Annotated in this window: 8 protein-coding genes and 1 other RNA gene; 1 reads left to right on the forward strand and 8 read right to left on the reverse strand. The window is 52.6% G+C overall.

The genetic code is table 11. From position 1 onward, the window contains the following. Positions 1 to 3 precede the first annotated feature (3 nt). Positions 4 to 570: a phage polarity suppression protein gene (locus N0B36_RS23370; RefSeq protein ID WP_259689357.1), complete on the forward strand. Its 567-nt coding sequence runs from the start codon at positions 4 to 6 to the stop codon at positions 568 to 570. 333 nt (positions 571 to 903) lie between these two features. Here the strand turns inward: N0B36_RS23370 and N0B36_RS23375 are convergent, their stop codons facing one another. The 8 genes from N0B36_RS23375 to smpB form a co-directional block, all read right to left on the reverse strand. Then, on the reverse strand, positions 904 to 3,633 hold the full coding sequence (locus N0B36_RS23375; RefSeq protein ID WP_259689334.1) for an ATP-binding protein: 2,730 nt from the start codon (positions 3,631 to 3,633) through the stop codon (positions 904 to 906). Beyond that, the gene (locus tag N0B36_RS23380; protein WP_259689335.1) at positions 3,618 to 4,850 is read right to left on the reverse strand and encodes an integrase domain-containing protein; all 1,233 of its coding nucleotides are present in this window, start codon (positions 4,848 to 4,850) and stop codon (positions 3,618 to 3,620) included. The genes N0B36_RS23375 and N0B36_RS23380 overlap by 16 nt, the downstream gene beginning before the upstream one ends. A 183-nt stretch (positions 4,851 to 5,033) precedes the next feature. Continuing rightward, positions 5,034 to 5,397, reverse strand: a transfer-messenger RNA (tmRNA) gene (gene ssrA / locus N0B36_RS23385). 72 nt (positions 5,398 to 5,469) lie between these two features. Then, the gene (locus N0B36_RS23390) at positions 5,470 to 6,633 is read right to left on the reverse strand and encodes an HlyD family efflux transporter periplasmic adaptor subunit (RefSeq protein ID WP_085951071.1); all 1,164 of its coding nucleotides are present in this window, start codon (positions 6,631 to 6,633) and stop codon (positions 5,470 to 5,472) included. Between the two features lie 7 nt (positions 6,634 to 6,640). Beyond that, positions 6,641 to 8,827: a type I secretion system permease/ATPase gene (locus N0B36_RS23395; protein ID WP_259689337.1), complete on the reverse strand. Its 2,187-nt coding sequence runs from the start codon at positions 8,825 to 8,827 to the stop codon at positions 6,641 to 6,643. Further along, positions 8,824 to 10,233, reverse strand: coding sequence for a TolC family outer membrane protein (locus tag N0B36_RS23400; RefSeq protein WP_259689339.1), 1,410 nt, complete (start codon positions 10,231 to 10,233; stop codon positions 8,824 to 8,826). The genes N0B36_RS23395 and N0B36_RS23400 overlap by 4 nt, the downstream gene beginning before the upstream one ends. Before the next feature lie 100 nt (positions 10,234 to 10,333). Beyond that, entirely contained in the window at positions 10,334 to 21,610 is an 11,277-nt protein-coding gene (locus tag N0B36_RS23405) for a BapA/Bap/LapF family large adhesin (protein WP_259689341.1), read from the reverse strand. 581 nt (positions 21,611 to 22,191) lie between these two features. Next, a complete protein-coding gene (gene smpB / locus N0B36_RS23410) occupies positions 22,192 to 22,674 on the reverse strand; it encodes an SsrA-binding protein SmpB (RefSeq protein ID WP_003031211.1) in 483 nt (160 codons plus the stop codon). Between the last annotated feature and the right edge of the window lie 103 nt (positions 22,675 to 22,777).

Here is a 22,777-nt window from a genome sequence, read left to right on the forward strand (position 1 = left end):
CACGTGACCACTGTGACCATACAGCAGGCCTTTGAGGCCTGTCAGACGAACAAAAACACCTGGCTGAAACGTAAAGCCGAACTGGCAGACCTTGAACGGGAATACCGTGAACAGCTCCTTGCCGGTGACGAACAAATTCCGCTCAGAATGCAGGATTTGCGCGACAATATCGACGTGAAAAAGTGGGAAATTAATCAGGCCGCCGGTCGCTATATCCGCTCACATGAGGAGGTGCAGCACATCAGTATCCGCAACCGGCTCCATGACTTTATGCAGCAGCACGGCGCGGAGCTGGCCGCCACGCTGGCACCTGAGCTGATGGGATATCACGAACAGCTTCCCGCAGTAAAACAGAGCGCCATGCAGCACTCGGTTGATTATCTGCGTGAAGCCCTGTCGGTGTGGCTGGCCACAGGTGAAAAAATTAATTATTCCGCGCAGGACAGCGACATTTTAACGGCCATCGGATTCAGGCCTGATGCGGCTTCGCGGGATGATAATCGCCAGAAATTCACCCCGGCACAGAACCTGATTTACACCCGCCGACGTGCAGAACTGGCCGCACGGTAGCACGCAAAAAAATCCCCGAAAATTCCGCTATTTTTCCTGAAAAAAGCCATGCATCCATAAGGTGCATGGTTTTGCATGCAAATCCCCGTATTTTTTATCCCACGCAACACCAGTACCGGTGCGGCCTGAGGCCGTTCATGCACCTGCATTAAAAGTGACCTCTTAAGCGGGCAGGCGTGGCGGGGAGAGCATTGCGCGCCAGCGTTAAAGAGTCTATTTATTTTCGTAGTCTGAGCTTGTGGCTGTGCCGGGCAGGTTAAACGGGTAGAGATAGCAGCTTTTAGAGGGGGTGGAGGCGTGGCGAGAATTACGCACACGCCTTTATATATCCTTTTAGATTAAATGGCTTTCGATTGCGGCATAACCTTTCTTGCTTCGTGTCGCTTTAATAGCCACAGACTTACCGCGAGAGTATTCCTCCCAACGATATTTTTCATCACCTAGGCAGCTATTAATATGAATCATGTATTCAATACCGTCTAAATCTTTGGAATAAACGAACCCTTTTTTTATGTTAAAGTCAGAGTAAATTGTTGTGATTTTATAACCGTTTGATTCCCAATGTTTTGATTCATATTCATTAAAGTTTTCTGAAGTACTGAAATGCTTCCACTTCAAAGAACGGAATGGGTTTGATGGTATCTTAATAGACATAAGTGTGGATACTATCTCAATAACATCCTTACTTTTCATGTTGAATGAAATTGAATATTTTGTCATTTCCGCAAGGTTATTTTCAGCGAAATTGATTAAGTTGGAAATAAACTGTGAGCTGGATGGTTCATAGCCATCGGTTTTTAATAAGTAACTTGATAGACTTAATGTTTTTATTCCTTCATCAGCAAGCCTATCATTTAGGCCGCCTTGATTAAACATATGTGATAATATTTCTATGATCTCGGATATGTTTTTTTCTGCTTCTTGCGTATTAATCCTGAACGTATTCTCAATTGACCTCTTTAAGGCGGCAGTTCTGAAATAGGCCTGCTCCTGTAAGTGGCTTGATGTCATCCAGTTCTCAGTGTATTCGATAATATCATTATATTCTCGACCATAAAGATGCACTCCAAGATACTCTCTCATAATAGTTGCTGAAAGAATGTCCCCGGACAATTGTGCACTATCAAAACCACGATCTATTAATTCTTGAGCAGCATTCTGAGCCTCGATGAACTCACCCCTATCTTTTTCAATGTACATTAATGTTAGCTTGTTTAAAGGGTTTTCAGGCTCTAAAAGACATGCCTTATTTATATGTATCAAGGCAGATGGAATATCACCTAGTTTTGCTGAGATTCTAGCAAATGTTCTCAAGAATATAGATGAATTCGGATATAACTGAATTAGTGTATTAAAACGCTCAAAGATAGAGATTAATTTCTCTCTGTGAGGGTTTCTGTAGCCTAATATTTTATTGGCATCATTTATGGCTATTTGAAGTGCTTCTGGGCAATCTTGGGGAATAAATCGATAATCAAATTCATGCAAATCTTTATCTTGCTGGAATTTTTGAAGCAGTAAAATATCTTGGCGTTGTTGCTTGGTTTTTTCAATTATTTTAGTGCGGGCCGCCATGTTTCTTGGCCCTTTTATTAGTAGATCTTTAACTGATTCACTCAATGAAAATTGATCTTCTCCGTTAGACGTTGTACTCCTTGAAATTAATGATGTATTTGTAAGTTCTTTGATGGTTTTTGCAATTACATCTTGATCAAACTCTAAGAAATGTGATAGGAATTCTCGATTTGCATTACCAGCTACAAATAAACACTCCAAAGCTAAAACTGCATCTTCAGTTAGAGTTTCAATAAGGTTATTAAATGAAAATGAAGCAATGTCTTTTTTCGATTTCTCTATCGATTCAGGAACCGGCATACCAGAGTGAACTGCATCGATGGTAAGTCTTATTGCTAAAGGGTTATTATGTGTAAATTCGATAATTTTAGTTAATTCAACATTCTCCAAATTCATGATACCTTTCTTATCAGAATATGATTTGGCAAGTTGAAATGCACCATCAGTTTGAAGTTCTTTTAAGGGAATTGGATATGAACTATCTACCATTATTCGACTAGTGACAATTACTTTGAAATTAGTAGGTAATTCATATAAAAAAGCCATAAATTCATCAGGGCCATCTCGAAGGAGTGTTTCAAGGTTGTCGATGCATAATAGAACCTTTTTATTATTTTCTTCTGTTAAGACGTCAGAATAACTTAAGTCTTGTTTTGTACTATCAAAATCATCTGGGCTAAAGTATTTAACTATCTCTTGTTTAATTTGAGTTATTGAATCAATATTTTCAAGTTCAGTAATGCCATTGACTGTTAAGTGATGTTTTTTTAATGTTACATAACAAATATGATCAAATTTCTCATGCGAGGAAGGTGTTAAACTTATTTCTTTTAATAAATCTAATGCGAGTGCTGTTTTACCCACTCCACCTGGAGCCACAATCGAAATGAAATTTATACGTGGATTATTGATCGCAGCTAAAAGTGCTTTTCTCTCTTTTTTACGACCGATTAAACTTGTTATGTCATGGTCAAATTTTTCAGGAAGGTTATTATCAATCTCCCAGCTTACTTGTTTAAACCACTCTTCAGGCGGTGATTTTAATTGTCCTGTTAAAGCTGCATAAAAATTCTCTTGAACATTGGTAAATTGCAGTGCCTCAATCATTGGATGAGAAGCGATTGCAGCGGCACAATACCAATAATGATCATGGAATGGTCTAGTTGGGTGGCTAACTTGATTTCGTATAAAGAATAAATTTATTGTATTACAAAAGCTCTTTAATTCGTTAAGTCTATCATAATCCGAAGTGCCTTTAGAAACTATCAAAGCATAGCTGAAAATATCATTTATGTAGCTAGCCTCAATCAGTGATTGTGTGTTAGTTATTGCATCCCTTCCTTTTTGAATTTCAATTGCAGAACGGGAACTAAAGTGTTCAGATAAAGAACTTTCTTTACCTATATCTTCTCGCTTTACGTATGCAGCTAAACTTTTTTCTAAAGCGTATATCACCATACTGGTTTTAGTATCTAAAAAATCTGACATGCCTTATCTCCTTTTATATCCTTTACATAGGAAAAACTTATTTTCATGCCCCACCAATTCATTAATTCCTTCCGTTGCATAAGGAAAGTTGAACGGTTATAGGCTCTCCTAACTTCATTTTTATCAATATGTGCTAAAGCTGCTTCTATTACGTCAGAATTGAAGTTCGCATCATTTAGAGCTGTGCTGGCTATAGAACGTAAACCATGTGCAACCAATTTTCCACCATAACCAATGCGTTTTAAAGCTGCATTTGCGGTCTGACTATTCATAGGACGCTTTGGATCATTCCTGCTAGGGAAAACATGTTCTCGGTGAGCACTCACTGGTTTCATAATTTCCAGAATATCTAATGCCTGAGAAGACAAAGGTACAATATGCTCGCGCTTCGCCTTCATCCGTTCAGCTGGAATCCTCCAGAGCTTTTCATTGAGGTCGATCTCTTCCCATCGTGTACCAGAAGCCTCAGAAGGGCGAACAAGGGTCAAGAGTTGCCATTCAATCAGACAGCGAGTTTGAACCGACAAGTTAGACATAACCAAAGAGCGCATTAACTTTGGCAATTCCTCTGGTCGTAATGTCAGCATGTTTTGCTTTTTTGGCTTCTCAAATGCCATTCCGACACCTGATGCCGGATTCGCATCTATCAGACCGGTGTTAACCGCATAAATCATTATCTCGTTAACACGCTGTACCAAACGACGAACAGTCTCAAGTGCACCACGAGCTTTAATTGGCTCCAGTGCTTCAACAATCGTTCTGGCTTTTATCTCCTGAACAGGTATCGAACCGATAGTGGGGAACACGTCTTTATCTAAAGAGCGCCAAATGTCTTTTGCATAATCTTCTGTGACGCTTCTGCTTTTTATCTGGAACCAGTTAGCGGCTACTGTTGAGAAAATGCTATCCAGCTCAATCTGACGTTGTTCTGACGCTAGCTCTTGGTGCTGCTGTGGATCCATGCCTTGTGCGAGCATGGTTAAATGCTGGTCGCGGATCTGGCGAGCTGTTGCGAGCGTAAGGGCAGGGTATGAGCCGAGGCTGAGATTAGTTCGGCTGCTACTGTTTGGACGTTGATAGCGGAAGCGCCAGAGCTTTTTACCAGTGGTTTTGACGAGTAAGAACAGGCCATCACCATCATGTAAGGTGAAGTCTTTTTCACGGGGTTTAGCTTTAAGTATTTCGTTGTTAGTCAGTGGGCGTGTAATGCGCGCCATGTCTGGATCCCTTCCATAATTGGTACACGTTTAATGGACCACAGTATAGCGTGTACCTAAACGTGTACCAATTATCTCTGGATTTAGCCGGATGCCCTCAGACAACGACAGACACAAAAAAGCCCGCAGGGCTTGTGCCATGCGGGCTTTCAGGATTTCCCCGGACGTATCCGGAAGAGCAAGTGGTGGAGCTGGCGGGAGTTGAACCCGCGTCCGAAATTCCTACATCCTCGGTACTACATGCTTAGTCAGTCTTTACATTCGCCTGGCACCTGCGGACAGACACGCCACTACCAGACTAGCCTGATTAGATTTAACGCTTCAACCCCAGGCAGGGCCTCCACGCGATCTCTTTTGGGTTTGACCTCTCTTTGATCCCCGTCTTAAGAGCGGAAGCTAGGGAGAGAGGGCTCAGAGCAGGTTATTAAGCTGCTAAAGCGTAGTTTTCGTCGTTTGCGACTATTTTTTTGCGGCTTTTTACGAGGCCAACCGCCCCTCGGCATGCACCTTGGGTTTCGCGAATCCCGTCGAATCCAGAATCAGCCCCAATGTGTTAGAGCAAGTATAACAGACTTGTGACACGCGTGACCAGCCCCCGCAACCCCTAATCCTCAAGGATTTACCGCTCGCGCAGCGCTTCTTTTGCGCGATTAAACGGTTTGATTAAATAGTCGACGATGGTTTTTTCACCTGTTTTTATATCCACTGTGGCAATCATTCCCGGTACGATGGAGAAATGGCGTCCCAGTTTGTTCTGTAAGAAGTCCTGATGGGTGCGGATAAACACGCGGTAGTAGAATATCTCCGGTTTCACTTTGTCTTGAATAGTATCCGGGGAAATAGTTTCGACTACGCCTTCCAGACCGCCGTAAATCGCGTAGTCATAAGCGGTTATTTTCACCAGCGCCCGTTGGCCGGGGTGGATGAACGCGATATCGCGCGGAGACAGGCGGGTTTCTATCAGCAGATGATCGTCCAGCGGTACAATCTCCATCATCTCGCCATTGGGCGGGATAACGCCGCCAATGGTAGTGACCTGGATGTTTTTCACAATACCGCGCATCGGCGCGCGCACGGTCAGGCGGGTGACGGAATCCTCGCGTCCTTTCAAAATAGCCGCCAGCATATCCACTTCGGCATTGGCTTTTGACAGCGCTTCCCGCGCCTGCACGAAGTATTGTGAGCGCAGATCGGTGATTTTTAATCCTAAATCGCTTTTTTGTCGTTGCAGACGCAGCACTTCAACGTGGCTGGCGGCACCACTTTTTTCCAGCCGTTGGGTTATGGCCAGCTCTTTATTTACCGAGACCAGCGCATCCTGCAGTTCTGCCATAGAATCAGCGAGCTGCGCGCGGCGGCTTTTATACAAGCGCGTTTCGGAGGCGATGAGATCCGGCCAGGCGCGTAGTGAAGCGGGAAACACGAGCGGCAGATCGTTAACTTCGGCATTGAGCCTTGCGCTGGAAGCCAGTGAGGCGCGATAGCGGGCGGCGCTCTCCCCAACGTTGGACTCAGAGCGAGTGGGGTCGAGGCGCGCGACAATCTGATTAGCCTGTACTTTATCTCCTTCGCGTACCGTGAGCTCGGCGAGAATACCGCCATCCAGCGACTGCAAGACCTGCTCGCGCGAGCTGGGGATTACCTTCCCGCTGCCGGTCGAGACTTCATCCAGCTTGCCGAAATACGCCCAGATACCCAGGACGGCAAACAGCAGCGTGCTGAGCAGAATAATACGGCTGGCCCCGGAAAAACGGTGCTCGCGGCGGATATCGAGGTCGTCCATAGCAGCGTCATGCGGATTGGTTTTCATTTTTCCACTCCCGACCGTGAGTAGGGGCTGGTGCCCGGCTCGCATTCAGCGCCTGCGCTTTCGGGGCATCCATGACCAGTTGACCTTCTTTTAACACCACTACGCGCTCGACCAGCTCCAGAACCGGTACGCGATGGGTGGCGACAATCAATGTTCGGTTGCCCAGCCACTGGTTCAGGCGCTGAATAAACTCTCGTTCGGTATGTTCATCCAGCGAGGCGCTGGGTTCGTCGAGCAGCACGATATTGGGCGATCGCAGCAGCATTCTTGCCAGCAGGATCGACTGCCGTTGTCCACCGGACAGACCGTTGCCGCCCTCCATAATGGGGTGCGCCAGCCCTTTGGCGAGTTGTTTAACGAAAGCTGCCGCGCCGCTCACCTCCAGCGCTTCGAAGATCTGCGCGTCGCTGGCATGCGGTGCGCCGAGGGTCAGGTTCTCGCGCAGGGTGCCGAAAAACAGCCGCGCATTCTGACTGAGAAAACCGATATTTCGGCGTAAATCGGCCATATCGATCTGCGCCAGGCTCAGGTTATCGAGTCGGACATCGCCCTGGATAATCTCTACGCCACCCGCCATGGCCTGTAGCAGTGTTGATTTCCCGGCGCCGTTACGCCCGAGGATCGCCACCCGTTCACCGGGCATGACCTCCAGACGTGAGATGCGCAGCGGAACGCGTTGATCGTCGCTGTGGTAGCGAAAGTGCGCGTTTTCAAACAGATAATGGCCGTGAAAAATCTCCTGATGCACCCGGTCTTCATCGTACTGCGTTTCGGTGGGAAGCTGCATGATGCTGTCTAACCCCATCTTCGCCGCCTTGACCTGCTGCCAGCGGGCCAGCACGCCGCACAGGTTCGCCATCGGGGCAATCATTCTGGAACCGAGCATCGACGCGGCCACCACCGCCCCGGTGGTCATTGTGCCTTCAATGACCATCGGCGCGCCGAACATAATGATGGCGGCGTAGACCAGGCTTTGTAACGACATGCCCCAGCCAATCAGCCCTTGAGTCAGCTTGCGCGTGCGCAGTCCGGACTCTCCAGTAATACGGATGTAGCTGTTCCACTGTTGTAAAAAGCGGTTTTCCGCCTGCATCAGCTTGATATCTTCCAGCCCCTGAACGCTCTCGACCAGCACCGCGTTGCGCAGGGTGGATTCATGCGCTGCCTGGTTGGCGAGCACCGCCAGTTTCTTCTGTAACAGCAAACCAGGCAGGATCATCAGCAGGGCCGCGACGGGGGCTATCCACGCCAAGGGCGGGGCGATAAAGGCCAGCACCACGATAAACAAAAAGAAAAACGGTAGATCGACAATCGTCGACAGGGTCGAGGAGGTGATCATCTCGCGAACCTGTTCCAGCTCGCGCAGTTGAGAAATAAAGCTCCCCGTCGAGCGGGGAACAGCGCTGTTGCGCAGCCGCAATGCGTGGCTGAACACGCGATCGGAAATGCGCATATCAGCGCGTTTGCCGAGCAGGTCCATTATGTGGGTACGCGCTTCGCGCAGCAAAAAGCCAAACAGCACCGCCACCAGAACGCCGGTGGAGAGAACATACAGCGTTGGATAAGACTGGGCGGGGATCACCCGATCATAGACCTGCATCGAAAAGATAATCCCGGCGAGCGACAGGACGTTAATCAGAAAGGCGGCAACCATGACCGGCAGGTAAGGGCGGATGTCCTGTAACACCAGTTCGCGCATCCAGTCGGGCTTGAAGCGCGAAATATAGCGGTCTACCCGACTGTCCTTCAGCGCCGACAGCGGGCGCAGCGCGGTAATGCTCACGATCTCCGGCAGAAGTTCTGCAACTGTGAGTCGGTTACGCTGGCCCTCTTCGGCGATGATAAAAACATCCAACGCATCTTCACCGTTGAAATGTTCTATCACCATCAGTTGGCCGTCGCGCAGTTCCGCCACCACCGGCAGACGCCACTGGCCGAATGCCTGCGTGGCGGTATCCAGCGCATGAAATGACAGCCCTGCCTGACGCGCCAGCTGCGCCAGGGCCATAGCTCGGCTTTTTCCCGCAAACCACGGGGCGTTGGCCTGGATTGCGCCGGGCGAACAGGCAACGCGATAGTGGCTGGCAATATGCGTCATCGCCAGCGCCCACTGGCTCAGGGCGTGTTCGCCAATCGCATCTTCCGCATGTGTATCGACGTCGCTCATAGCTTTATCTCCACCGATTGAATACTGCGGTTATTTAAGGCGAACGCCTGGCGAAGCGAGCCGGTGTTATAGAGGCAGTTCAACTGGAGCTGGCGCAGCTGGTTTTGAGTCTGGAGTTCAGCAAAACGGGCCTGATATACCTCCTGCTCGGCGTTAAGCACGTCGAGCAGTGGGCGTGACCCGAGGTCCAGATACTGCTGTTGATAAAGCTCGCGCGTTTGTTCACTCAGCCGTTGCTGGCGACGCAGGATCTGCAGGGCAGTGGCGAGGCTCATTGCCTGGCTGCGGGATTCCAGTAATTTCTGCCGTACTTCAAGTCGGGTACGCTGGATGGAGTACTGTGCAGACTCTACCGCGTGACTGGCGGCGTTGCGTCTGGCGGTGAGTCCGCCCCCCTGATACAGCGGCATCTCGACTTTTACCCACGTGGAGTACTGGGTTTTGTCGAGCACCTCATGGCTGGGGTATTTGTCGTTGAGATAGTGCTGAACCGACGGCTCCAGGGAGATAGTGGGCGTCATCTGCGCGTTGGCGTAATCGAGATTTGCCTGGGCCACATTCGCCTGCGCCCATGCCGCCAGCACCGCGGGAACCAGCTTATCGTCCGGTTTGACCACATCACAACTGCTGTCCAGTTTGACCGGAAATTCGTTGCTGATGCCGTTAAGCGAGTTCCAGCCGAGGAAGCTCATCAGCGTTGCCTTGCTGCTGTCGAGATTGGCCTGATACTGCGCCAACTGAGAACGTGCAGACTCGATACGCGCATCGGTTTGCACCACGTCGGATAGGGAGGTTGCCCCTTCAGCATTGCGTTGACGGGTCAGCCGACCAATACCGTTCAAGGCGCTGAGCTGCTCTTCGGCGGCGTCCACCATTTGCTGCCACGTCTGCACCTGGACTATCGCGTTGGCGGTTGCGTGGGCGATGGTATCAATACTGAGTAACACATTCGCCTGCTGTTGTGCGGATCCGGCGGTTTCAGCGCGGACCTGGCTTGCCACTTTGCCGAAGTCGTACAGCATTTGCGACACTGAAATAACCAGGGCCGGGCTAAAGCCGTGATCGGTGTAAGTATTGCTGTAACCGTTATTCATCCCGGCAGAAACCTGCGGGTAATATTTTGATTTCGCCACATCGATCTGCTCATTTTGTGAGAGCAGTTTGCCGATGGATTCACGAATAGAAGGATGCCAGCTCACGGCGCGACTCACCGCGTCGTTGAGCGTCAGGCTGCCGGGGGCGGCGGCGCTCAGCGGCAGATCGGCAACTGCGCCGTCCAGCGAGGGCAGCATCTGACTGGTGGCCAGGCCTTCCGGCGTAATAATTTGCGGTTCATCTTCGGCATTCACCCGCAGGGTACAGAGCGTTAATGCCAGCAGTAAGGCAACAGGCGCGACATTTCTCATAGTTTATCCCTTACAAAATACGGCAGCGACGACTGTTATTGCCCCGGACGTCATGGCATCCGGGGCTGTAGTTATGGCGCTTTAACGTTATGCGTTAGCTTCAGGGCACAATGTGATTTTGTTGCACCAGCTCATCGAGCGTGGTGTGTACGTTCTCCAGCGTTATGAGATTGGTTGAGTGCCAGGTGTTGCCGGTACCGTCGCGGTCGATGGCAATCACCGTGTTGTTACCGTTGGTGGTCACGGTGAGGTAGTTGCCGAGCGTAGCGTTCTGCCCGTTCCAGCCCACCAGCAGGTCGCCGATATCGATTTTGTCGCCCTGGGCCAGCGAGAAGTTGGTCCAGTTGTCGGTAGCGCCATTGCTAATGTTGCCGCCGGTAGCGTCGTTGGCGTTGAGCAGGTGATAAATCAGCGTATCGCCGTAGACCGATCCGGTGATCACCTCATGCTGTGCGGTGCTTACCATCTGCGGATTCATATTGATGGTCAGCGTAGCGGTGTCCGTATGCCCGTTTTGGTCGTTAAGCGTATAGGTAAAGGTCTCTTTGCTGGTGATCGATGCTACGGTTGCACCCGGCTTCAGCGTGTAGATGTATGAGCCATCCAGGTTCATGGTCAGTGATCCATAATGACCCTGAATTATTGCGCTACTGGCGCTGCTGGCCGGATTGAGGGTGGCAGTACTGCCGTTTAAGCCGGTGACGGTGAGCTGGGTATGGACGGTTGAGAGCTGATCGTGCGCGCCGGCGGCATCACTGCCATCAAAAATATTGCCATTCACCGTGGTGGCGTTAACGTCATAGGTATTGAGGTGCCATGTCGTGCCCGTGACGTTTGGCGTAATGCTGACGTTGCCAACTGCTAGTCCTCCCATTGTTCCGGTGAAGCTGATGTTGTAATGGCCTGCGGCCAGCTCGGCATTACCCAGAGAGATGGCAATTGAACTGCCTAACAGGCTGATGGAACTGGCGGGTACAGAGCCAGAAAGCGAGAATCCGTCGGGACCGGTGATTGTCCAGGCAATGCCCAGCGTACCGACGGTGATAAGCGTGCCGATGTTGAAGTTGAGCGTGGCGCTTTTCAGTACGTCATTTGTCGCGATATCAAACGAACCTGTACCGGTTGCTTTGTTCCCAAGCGTCGGAATTGTCGCTGTTCCCAGCGCGCCGCTTCCGTATGCAGCAGAATCCTGAACGGTACTTACCGCCATTGTGCTGCTGACGTCATTTACGGCGTCCAGCGGCTGCGGCGTTGGTTTGATATTCAGCGAGGCGCTGCCGGTATCGCCGTTTGGTGCTCTGACCTTATACACGAAGCTGTCCGGGGTGTTGATACCGTCTGCACCCAGTCCGCTTCTTAGCGTGTAGGTGTAGTTCCCCTTCGCATCGATAGTCAGCGTGCCGTACTGCCCATTAATAGTGGTAGTGCCCGTCCCGTTAACGACGATACCGTTTACTTCGGTGATAACGGTATTGGCCGGAGCCGAGTCGTTGACCAGCAGATTGCCATTGGTTGTCGCACTCAGGCTGTCGACGGCGTAGGTGTGATCGGCCTGAATATTCAGGGTATAGCTGGTCAGCAGCGTCAGGCCGCCGGAAGCGTTAAGCAGGAACAGATAATCGCCACCCGGTAGCGTAATGGTATACGCTGACGAACTTCCGCCCAGTAGGGCAGTGACCCAGTTTGGCTGTACCCGGTACTGCTCATACTGCTGAATTGACTCGTTGAAGCGATAAACATAGAGATCGAAGCCGCCAAGCGTCACGCCGAGAACATTCGCCTGTACGGTCAGCGTGCGGGTTGCGCCATCGTCAACGTTGAACTTAATCGGGTTAGTCAGACCGTTGACCAGACTGACATCCAGCACATTGCCGAGTCCGACGCTGGCGAGCGTGAAGCCGGTTTGTTGTGATGGCAAGTGGTCAACCGCGATGACCTGCGTTCCGTAAGTCAGCACTGCTGCATCGTCTGCCGCGGTTACCGTGCTGGTGGTTGGAGCCTGACCGAGCGTTACCACCAGTTTTGCCGAGGAGTGATCGCTGCCATGCGTCAGCGTGTAGGTGAAGCTTTCGGAGCGCCCATACACCGAGATTGACGTATTGGTCAGGGTATAGGTGTAGCTACCGTTCTGATTGATATGCAGGATGCCGTATTTCCCCTGCACATCAATGCCGCCCGCCGGGATATTCACGACGTTGCCGTTACCGTCGGTGATGGAGGTGACCAACGTGCCGGAAGGCGCATTATCCTGCCCGTTGGCGGGATCGGTATCCGTGATGATGTTCCCGGATTCCGTGGTACCGCCGATGATGGTCCCTGCGCTGGCTTTTACCACCGAGACATCAAGGCTGGTGTATGCCCCGGTCGCCAGCAGGTTGGTGTTGTAACTGACCACGCGGTAATCACCGCCAGTCAGCCCGCCGTAATTGAGCGTTACGCCCGAGGCGCCCAGGGTGAGCAAGCTGGCAAAGTCTGATTTACCGGTATCCACCACCGTTACCCAGGCATTCAGCGAGGTGTCAAAGCGTTGGATGACGATCTCCAGCGTGTTTAACAGCGACAGCACCACGCCGGTCGCGGCGGCATTGATCGTAATGGACCCGCTGCCGCCAGAAGCGATGCTGAAATTAACGCTTGCCGTATCGTTCCCCAGCACGTTGGCGACATTCCCCAACGCATTAACCAGCAGGAAACCATAATCGCTTTGATGATCGGTGCTGACGATGACATCGGTTTGCAGCGGCAGACTGGTGACATTGTCTTCAGCCAGCAGCGGTAATACCGGTGCGATAGCGCTTGTCGGCGATGAGGTATTGCCCGCCGCATCGGTCGCTGTGGCGGACAGCGACTGACCTTCAATCTGGCGAACCGGCAGGTTGACGCTGTAGACACCGCTGCTGTTGGCGATTGCCGTCACGCTGGTGCCGCCGGGCAGGGAGATAGTGACCGTGCTTCCCGCTTCGGCGATGCCGCTGACGGTGCCGCCATCGGCGCTGATCAGTATCGTTGGCGCGGTCGGTGGCGTGGTGTCCACAATCACGCTGAACGAGCTGGACAACCCGCTTGCGCCGTTGGCGTTTGTTGCAGTGGCGGTAAACGCGTGGTTACCTTCGCTGAGCGCCCCGGATGGGGTAAAGCTCCAGATCCCGTTACCGTCTGCGGTCGTGGTGCCCATTAGCACGCCGTTGTTGTACAGGCTGACGATGGCGTTAGCCTGCGCCGTTCCGTTGAGCGTTGGCAGCGTATCATTGGTGGTTTTGCCCGCCGCGACGGGCCCCGTGATCGTACCGACGTCATCGAGAACGCTGGCAATAACCGGCGCAGGCGGTACGCCAGTAAACGGTGCCAGAACGTTACCCGCTGTGCCGATGTTGCCTGCGGCATCCTGGGCGCTGACCTGCAGCGTTTGCCCACTGATTTGCGGTGGGTTCAGCGTGAAGGTGAAATTACCGGAGGCGTTGGCGGTTGCCGTGCCGAGCACCGTTCCACCGCTGGAGGTAATAATGACCGTGCTGTTTGGCTCGGCAACGCCGGTCAGCGTGGTACCGTTGGCGTTTACCGCCAGCCCTGTAGGAATGCCCGGGGAGACGGTATCGACCACGATCGCTGCCGCAGACGATATGCCACTGGTATTACCCGCACTGTCCGTTGCGGTGATGGTAAAGGAGTGGGTACCTTGTGCCAGCGCGGTGGTTGGGGTGTAACTCCAGTTGCCGCTGCCGTCCGCCGTCACGCTGATGACAAAGCTGCCGTTATCGTAAATATCGACCCGCGCGTTGGCTTCTGTGGTGCCGTTTAACGTTGGGCGTGCGTCGTTGGTTGGCTGATTAGCGCCAATCGCCCCGGTGTTTGGCCCGACGTCGTCAATAATGCTGCTGATTGAAGGCTGCGTCGGCGCTGTGGTGTCGACCACCACGCTAAAGCCTGCCGTCGCACTGCTGGTGTTGCCCGCCGCATCTGTCGCGGTGACGGTGAAGGTGTGCGATCCATTCGTCAGCGGCGTAGTTGGGGTAAACGACCAACTGTTATTACTTTGCACCAGCGCCGTACCCAGCAGGGTGCTTCCATCATAGATGCTGACGGTGCTGCCTGCCTCGGCGGTACCGTTCAGCGTCGGGCGCGCATCGTTGGTCAGTTGTCCGTTGTTGAGCGCCGCATTGAACACGCCGCCTGCGATATCATCCACCACTGAGACCAGCAGCGGGGCGGATGGCGCAATGGTGTCGACATTAATAATAAACCCGCCGGAGGTGGGACTTACGTTTCCGGCCGCATCGGTGGCGATAGCGGTAAACACATGCTGACCGTTACCCAGCGCGGCAGGCAGATATTCCCAGGTGCCGTCTATCGCCGCAGTTACCGTTGCCAGCAGCGTGCCATTATCGTAGATGGCTACTCGGGCACCGGCTTCCGCTGAGCCGTTGAGTACGGGACGGGTGTCGTTGGTAAAGGCCCCGCTCGACAGCGTTCCGGTTCCCGGCAGCACGTCATCAAAAGCCTGGATAATCGTTGGCGCAAGCGGGGCGACGGTATCAACAACGATGTTAAATCCAGCGGACGTGAGGCTGACGTTTCCGGCAGCGTCGGTGGCTGTCACTGTCAGCGCGTGGTTACCGTTGCCAAGCTCGGTTCCTGGCGTGAAGCTCCAGGCGCCCGTGCCATCCGCTGAGGTAAAGCCGATAAACGATCCGTTATCGTAAACTCTTACCGTGGAATTGGCTTCAGCCGTGCCGCTAAGCGTCGGGAGTGGATCGTTCGTGGCCTGACCGTTGTTCAGATTACCGATCAGCGGGCCGACATCATCTGCAACCTGAGTAATCGCTGGCGTACCAGGCAACACGGTATCCACGATAAGCGTGAAGCTATTGGATGGCTGGCTGGTATTACCGGCGCTGTCGGTGGCGGTGACGGTCAGCGTATGCGGGCCGTTACTGAGTGCATCCGTTGGGGTTAAGCTCCAGGTGCCGTTTGCCCCAACGGTGGTGGTGCCGATGGGCTGACCATCGCTCAGGACGGTTATGGTCGCGCCAATTTCACCGGTGCCGCTCAGGGCCGGACGGGATTCATTCGTGGTCTGCCCGTTGGTTATCGGGCCTGTTGTCGGTGCGGTGCTGTCCTGAACTGAGCTGATGACCGGGATTGACGGGGCAACTGAGTCCAGCTCAATAGTAAACGATGATGATACTCCGCCGGAGTTACCTGCCTGATCGGTGGCAACGGTGGTGAATATATGTTGTCCCTGTCCCAGCGGTGCATCCGGTGTGAAGCGCCAGTTGCCTGACTCGTCCACCTGCGCTGTACCGATGGCGACGCCGTTATCACGGATCGTGATGATGGTACCGATCTCGCCTTTGCCGTTCAGCGTAGGCTGCGCATCGTTTGTCAGTTGTCCGTTGGTCAGCGCTGTATTGCCAGGCTGATCGTCAATTACGGAGGTAATGGTCGGTGCCGCTGGCGGCAGCGTGTCGACGACAACCACAAACGGCGGCGTTGCCGGGCTGATATTGCCCGCGCCATCTGTGACAGTGGCAGTCAGCGAGTGGCTGCCTTCACCGAGGGCAGGCGCAGGCGTAAAGCTCCAGTTGCCGTTTTCATCGCTGATGCTTGTGCCGATGACCGCCCCGTTATCGCGGATGGTAACAAGCGAATCCGCCTCGGTAACGCCAGCAAGCGTTGGAGTATTATCGTTGGTCAACTGCCCGGAGGTCAGGGTCTGAATCGCACCAACGTTGTCCGTGACTGTCACAATAGAGGGGGCATTCGGCACCAGGGTATCGACAATGATCTGGAAATCACCGGATGGATCTCCCTGGTTGCCTGCGGCATCTGTTGCGCGAGCGGTAAAGATATGGTCGCCTTCTCCCAGCGGAGCGGTCGGGGTAAAACTCCAGAATCCGTTGCTGTTTACCGTGGTAGTGGCATAAGCGATGCCATTATCGTAAAGGGTGATGGTTGCCCCCGCTTCGCCGGTTCCGTTAAACGTTGGGCGTGAATCGTTGGTAATTTGCCCTTTATCCAACGATCCGGTGCCGGGGGCAATATCGTCAATAATGCTGGTGATAGTTGGCACCTGCGGGGGCGTGGTGTCGATGGTGATTGCGTAGTTGGGCGACAGACCACTTGGGGTACCGTCCACCGTTTGTGAAACCGTGAAGTTATAGGTTATGCCGTTAGTCAGCGCAGTGGGTAGCTGATAACTCCATGCGCCAGACACGGCATCGGCGGTTACCGTGGCGATGGATGCGCCATTTTGATAGATAGTCACCGATGCCCCAGCAGTGGCCGTCCCTTGCAGCAGCGGTAAGGTGTCGTTGGTGGTTTTACCGTTGCCAATCACCCCCATGATGGGCGCGATGTCATCAACGATCTCAAGAGTCGGTGGATGCGGAACGCTGGAGGTAGCGGCGTTAAACGTTGTAGGGTCGCTTTGATTTCCGGCGGGGTCCTGAGCGATGGCATTGAGCGCCTGACCGGTTGTTTGCGCTGGCGAAATGGTGACAGCAAAGTTACCAGAACCGTCTGCCACCCCCTGGCCGAGAATGGTGTTACCGCTGCGAATAATCACGGTGCTGCCTTCTTCGGCCGTACCGCTTACCAGCGTCCCGTTAGGATCTACGCTGGTAACCGTAGGCGTTGCAGGCGGCTGGGTATCGACAATCAACGTCAGCGGGTTATCTGCAGCCAGTGAGTTACCTGCGGCATCCACTGCGCCGAACGTCAGTGTGTGAGTGACGTTCGGCGTGAGGGGAACATCCACACTCCAGGTGCCGTTAGCAGCAACGGTAGCCGTAGCAATTGCGACGGGATTATTGCCATCGAAAATTAACACTGTACTGCCCGGTGTGCCGGTCCCGCTAATGGTCGGGGTGGTATCGTCCGTGACGCTGCCACTGGTTAGCGAACCGGTAAAGATTCCAACGTTATCCTGGATATCCGTTACCTGCGGCAACGTCAGCTTCGTGTTGTTAACCGTAAACGAAATGCTGTTTGAATTGTTGCTGATGTTACCTGCCGGATCGGTTGCGGTGGTGCTTAATGTGTAGCTTCCGTTCGCCAGCGCAGTCCCTGGCGTAATACTCCAGGTTCCACCAGCCACCGTTGTAGTACCGATCACCGTCCCCCCGTTATACAGGGTGATGGTATCCCCGTCTGTGCCAGTACCGCGAATGGTTGGTGTGGTGTCATCAGTCACGGCATCTGGCGCAAGGTCGCCCGTGACATCACCGACATTATCGTTGGCGGCGATGATCACCGGTGGTGCAGACGGCGTCGTGTCGATGTTCAGTGTTATGGCGTTAGATGGCAGGCTGACGTTGCCTGCTGGATCGGTTGCGGTGAGAGTTACCTGATAACTACCAGGAACAATCGGTGCTGACGGAGTGAAGCTCCAGGTACCGTCTGCACCTACTGTTGCTGTTCCCTGCAATGGGGGAGTACCAGCAAGATAGAGGGTAATCAGATCCCCGACGTTCCCCGTGCCGCTAAAGGTTGGCGTGGTGTCATTGGTGTTGCCATTAGTGACCACACCCGTTACCGGAGCCACATCGTCGGTAATGATTGGCGCGGCTGGTTGTGCGGGAGGCGTATTGTCTACTGTCAGAGTAAAGCTTGCCGATGGGATCCCCGTGTTGCCCGCGACGTCAGTCGCCGTGGCGGTAAATTTATGCGGCCCGTCGGCGAGTGAGGTTGGGGTAAATGTCCAGGTGCCGTCTGGCTGTACGGTGACGATGCCAATAGAACCGCCATTATCATAAATCGTAATCTTCGCGCCGGGCTCGCCGGTTCCGGAGAGTTCGGGATTCGAGCTCTTGGTACTGCTGCCGTTACTCAGCGTTTGAAGATTTGTCCCAATCAGACCTTCTGCGGAGCTGATAACCGGGGCAACTGGTGGGGTGGTATCAATCGTCAGCGTAAAGTTCCCTGCATTGCTGGCGTTGCCTGCAGCGTCCGTGGCGATAGCAGATAAATTGTGTGCGCCTTCACTGAGCGGTTGGCTGAGTTGAATACTCCAGGTGCCGGCGGGTAAAACCGTTGTGGTGCCAATTGGCGTGGAACCCTCATAGAGGGTGATTGTAGAACCGGCTATTCCGGTTCCTTTCAGCTCTGGCAAGGTATCGTTTGAACGGCTTCCGGAAGGCAGATCGATCGGCGCATTCCCAACGTCGTCGGTGGCAACCAAAATGACAGGATCGCCTGGCGGTTGAGTATCTACGGTAACGCTGACCACTGTGGGTGAGGTGATGACATTACCGGCAGCATCGGTTGCCGATACCGTAAACTGATGAGTGCGGTCGCTGAGCACCTGATTTCCCGGAACGGTATAGCTCCAGGTGCCCGAACTGTCGACAAGAATAACCGTCATCAACAGACTGCCATCGTACAGGCTCACCAGTGAACCTGGTTCACCGGTACCCGAGAGGGTTGGCGTGTTATCGTTGGTGACCCAACCGTTATTTGCAACGTTGCCCGTAATGCTGCCAACATCATCGTTAACCAACGTTATTACTGGAACGGTTGGGGCGATGCTATCGACAATAATTTTCCAACTGGCGGCGCTGCTGGTGTTGTTGGCAGCGTCTGTTGCCGTCACCGTAAATACGTGCGCGCCCTGGCTTAGTGCTGCGGTGGGCGTATAGTTCCAGTTACCGTTGTTATCAGCGTTAACGGTCGCAAGCAGGGTGCCATTATCATAAATTTTGACCCGCGAACCTGCTTCGGCGATGCCTTCAATTTTCGGTTTATCGTCGTTGGTTAACGCATTGTTATTGATGGGGCCAGTGAAATCGTCAACATCATCAGTAACGGCAATAATAACTGGCTGGTTTGGTGCAGTGATATCCGGAGCCAACGCGGAGGTAGGCTGACTCTCGTTATTGCTACTGTCCGTTGCGGTGACTTTTACCGTTTCGCCGTTCTTTTGCGACGGCGCGATAGACACGGTGAAATTGCCGCCGCTGTCAGCCTGGCCTATGCCAATCGGGTTACCGTTGCTGTCTTTAACGGTGACGGTGCTTCCCGCTTCAGCATGTCCGCTTACAGAACCGCCGTCTCCGGCGACGGTGACGCCGGTTGGCGCATCAGGTGCGGTGGTGTCCGGTGCTTTGACAGAGGCTTCGTCGCCCTTGTTGCCTGCGGTGTCGGTCGCATTTGCCGTAAGGGTCTCGCCGTTGGTTTGCGGCGGAACCAGCGTTGCGGTGAAATCCCCATCCGTATCGGCAGTTGCCGTACCAATGATATTGCCATCTGGATCCAGAATATTGACCGTACTGTTGGGTTCGGCCTTGCCGGTGACCTGGTCGCCAGTGCCATTAACTAGCAGGTTTGTTGGGGGCTGTGGCGCGGTAATGTCTGGTGCAAGCGCCGTTTCTGGCAGGCTTGGGTTTCCTGCCGGATCGGTTGCGATGGCTTCAACGGTTTCACCATTGGTCTGTGGTGGGTTAATGGTGATGGTAAATGAGCCGTCCGTTCCGGCGACGCCGCTGCCGATCTGAGTTCCGCCACTGCCGGTGATAACCACGGTATTGCCTGGTTCGGTCGTTCCGGTGACGACAGTCCCATCCGCAGATACGTTGAGATCATCAGGTGGCGACGGTGGCTGGGTGTCGATGTTGATATTGAACGCTGGTGACATGCCTCCTGTACCTGACTGGTTTGTCGCGGTGGCGCTGAAGGCGTGTAGCTCATCTGATAACGGGGAGCTGGAAGTCCATGTCCAGTTACCGTTACCGTCAGCCAGTACGCTGTCGATAATTGTGCCGTTGTCGTAAATAGTCACCGTGCTGTTGGCGTCGGCAGTGCCAGAGAGCGTGGGGGTATTATCATTGGTGGCCTGATTATTGCTCAATGGTCCGGTTGAGGGTGCAAAATCATCCATTATGCTGACGATAACGGGCACGCCTGGGTAGCCAGAGTTGGTGGCATTGAAAGAGGTATCTGGCCCGATGTTGCCTGCTTGGTCCTGAATTTTCGCGATCAGCGCTTCACCGTGCGTCTGTGAGGGCGAAATCGCGATGACGAAATTGCCGGTTTGATCGACCGTTGTTGAACCCAAAACCTGATTATTACTGCCGATGATAATGACCAGGCTTCCCGCCTCAGCGCTACCGGTTACCGTTGTACCTTCCGGATTAACGGAGGAAATGACTGCGGCTGCAGGCGGGGTGGTATCAACGGTGAATGTCGGCACGCGCGTTTCCGCGCTCACGTTACCTGCGGCGTCAGTTTGCGTCAGCGTCAGATTGTGAACACCATCGCTGAGCGGAATGTCCGGTGTAAATGTCCAGTTCCCATTGTCATCCACCCGGACCATGCCGATCAGAATGCCGTTATCAGAAATGCTGATGAAACTACCTACTTCGCCTGTGCCAGTGAGCGTCGGCGTAGCATCGTCGGTTACGCCGTTATTGGCGATAAAGCCGGTAATGGAACCGACATTGTCGGTTTCCTGAGTGACCACGGGGGCATCGGGGGCAAGCGAATCGACAATAATTTCCCAACTGTCCGACATGCCGCTGCTGCCAGCACCGTTTGAAGCGCTGACGGTAAACTGGTGTGTGCCGTCTGCCAGAGGAGAGGATGGCGTAAACGACCAGTTGCCGTTGGCATCGATTGTGACCTGGCCTATTTCGACGCCGTTATCAAAAATATGTAATGTGGCATTCGCGGGGCCGGTGCCCTGGAGTGTCGGCGTATTATCGTTGGTGGATTCCTGCTGATTGACAGGGCCAGTAATCAGCTCCTGGTTATCGATTATGCTGGTGATAACGGGTACGTCAGGCCTGTTAGGGGTTGTCGTTGGCGGTGTGCCGCCGTCACCGTCACCGTCACCATTACCGTTACCGTTACCGTTACCGTTACCGTTACCGTTACCTTCGCCGTTGCCGCCGTTGCCATTGCCGCCGCTACCATTGCCGTTCCCGGCATTACCGTTCCCAGCGTTATTATCGCTCCCACCGCCGCCGCCACCACCACCCGCAGCGAGGCCAATCCCGCCAGCGACAGCGATCCCGCCAAGAACCCACGGCCAGACGGCGCCGCCTTCATGACTGCCTTCGGCCGTCATCAGCGGTGTGAGATCGTCCAGGTGCTGGAAATGGAATGCTCCGTCAGTATCCTGAACCCACCACAGTGCGCCATTACTGTCTTCCAGAACAAGTTGGTTTTGCGCTTCACCTTTTCCGAGGTAGAAATTTTTAATGGTGATGGTTTCACCTGAGCGGAGTGTGACAACCAGATCCTGATTAACGCGCGTGAGTTGACTCACCTCCTCACGCGACACAGACAGTTTCACGATAGAAGGTGAACTGAGCGTAACTTCAGAGGCTTCAACATTTGTGGAAACGCCAGTTAATTTTGATACAACGGCGAGTAGACGCATATGTTCACTCCTGATGGCATGCCGGGAGTATTAATCCGCAACAGCGCGCTGGGAAAATGAGCAGATAGGGGCTCCGTTCATCATAAAGATGAATTTACACATGTAATTTCATTGATTAGGTCACATAGATGTTAGTTTATTGATTAAATACGTCCGGGCCCTTTCGGCTGAATAGTTCTTTCGTATTAGATGATATAGTCAGAAAGAAAGTATTCTGCAACTTATCCATATTAAAAAAGTAATTAGTCATTTGAAAAGGATACTTTCCAGTTTGCTTTTCATGGTTGTTTTTATGGTAAATAATTGTATTTAAATGGGTTTGTTTTTATTGAAATAAACATCAATATAATAAACAACAGTAATAATAGTGTTATTCAATAAATGGAAATATGAATGCTATGGTCTTGAACTTTTATATTATTGGACTATAGACCGCTACGGTAATGACAGGGGGTTTATTTCATATCTGAACGATTCAGCATAAATAAACTATAAACGCGGTGAATGTATTGTGTGGGTTTCGATAACTAAAAAATAAGAACCAGTCTCAGGAGGGGAGACTGGTCAGAGGGGAGTAGCGTTTAGCGGCCAGCATTTTTCATGATACGCGCTTTATCTAACTGCCATTCGCGTTCTTTCACATCAGAGCGCTTGTCGTGCTGTTTCTTACCTTTCGCAACGCCAATTTTCACTTTGCACCAGGCATTCTTCCAGTACAACGAAAGCGCAACGACGGTATAACCATCACGATTCATACGACCATACAGGGAGTCGAGTTCACGCTGGTTTAACAACAGTTTACGGGTTCGGGTGGGGTCGCATACCACGTGTGTTGAGGCCACCGCCATTGGCGTGAAGTTGGCGCCAAACAGGAACGCTTCGCCGTCTTTGAGTATGACATAGCTGTCGCCGATGTTGGCTTTACCCGCGCGCAGGGATTTGACTTCCCAACCTTGCAGGGCGAGTCCTGCTTCGAACTCTTCTTCAATAAAGTATTCGTGTCGTGCGCGCTTGTTTAGCGCGATTGTGGCTGAGCCAGGTTTGTGTGCTTTTTTCTTCGTCATAATGCCGCTCAGTATAGGTAATCTGGAATCGAAAAACACCCCATTTCATCCAGCGGGGCGCAAGGCGCTATCTTAGCACGAGTTAGGCTATAGCGTTTTTTTT

Source organism: Citrobacter sp. XY323, from assembly GCF_025106035.1.
Classification (GTDB): domain Bacteria; phylum Pseudomonadota; class Gammaproteobacteria; order Enterobacterales; family Enterobacteriaceae; genus Citrobacter; species Citrobacter braakii.

What these genes read in the sequence shown, in the direction of transcription:
- N0B36_RS23375 (WP_259689334.1), bottom strand. Translation starts at nt 3,633, where the DNA reads ATGTCAGATTTTTTAGATACTAAAACCAGTATGGTGATATACGCTTTA.
- N0B36_RS23395 (WP_259689337.1), bottom strand. Translation starts at nt 8,827, where the DNA reads ATGAGCGACGTCGATACACATGCGGAAGATGCGATTGGCGAACACGCC.
- N0B36_RS23380 (WP_259689335.1), bottom strand. Translation starts at nt 4,850, where the DNA reads ATGGCGCGCATTACACGCCCACTGACTAACAACGAAATACTTAAAGCT.
- N0B36_RS23390 (WP_085951071.1), bottom strand. Translation starts at nt 6,633, where the DNA reads ATGGACGACCTCGATATCCGCCGCGAGCACCGTTTTTCCGGGGCCAGC.
- smpB (WP_003031211.1), bottom strand. Translation starts at nt 22,674, where the DNA reads ATGACGAAGAAAAAAGCACACAAACCTGGCTCAGCCACAATCGCGCTA.
- N0B36_RS23405 (WP_259689341.1), bottom strand. Translation starts at nt 21,610, where the DNA reads ATGCGTCTACTCGCCGTTGTATCAAAATTAACTGGCGTTTCCACAAAT.
- N0B36_RS23400 (WP_259689339.1), bottom strand. Translation starts at nt 10,233, where the DNA reads ATGAGAAATGTCGCGCCTGTTGCCTTACTGCTGGCATTAACGCTCTGT.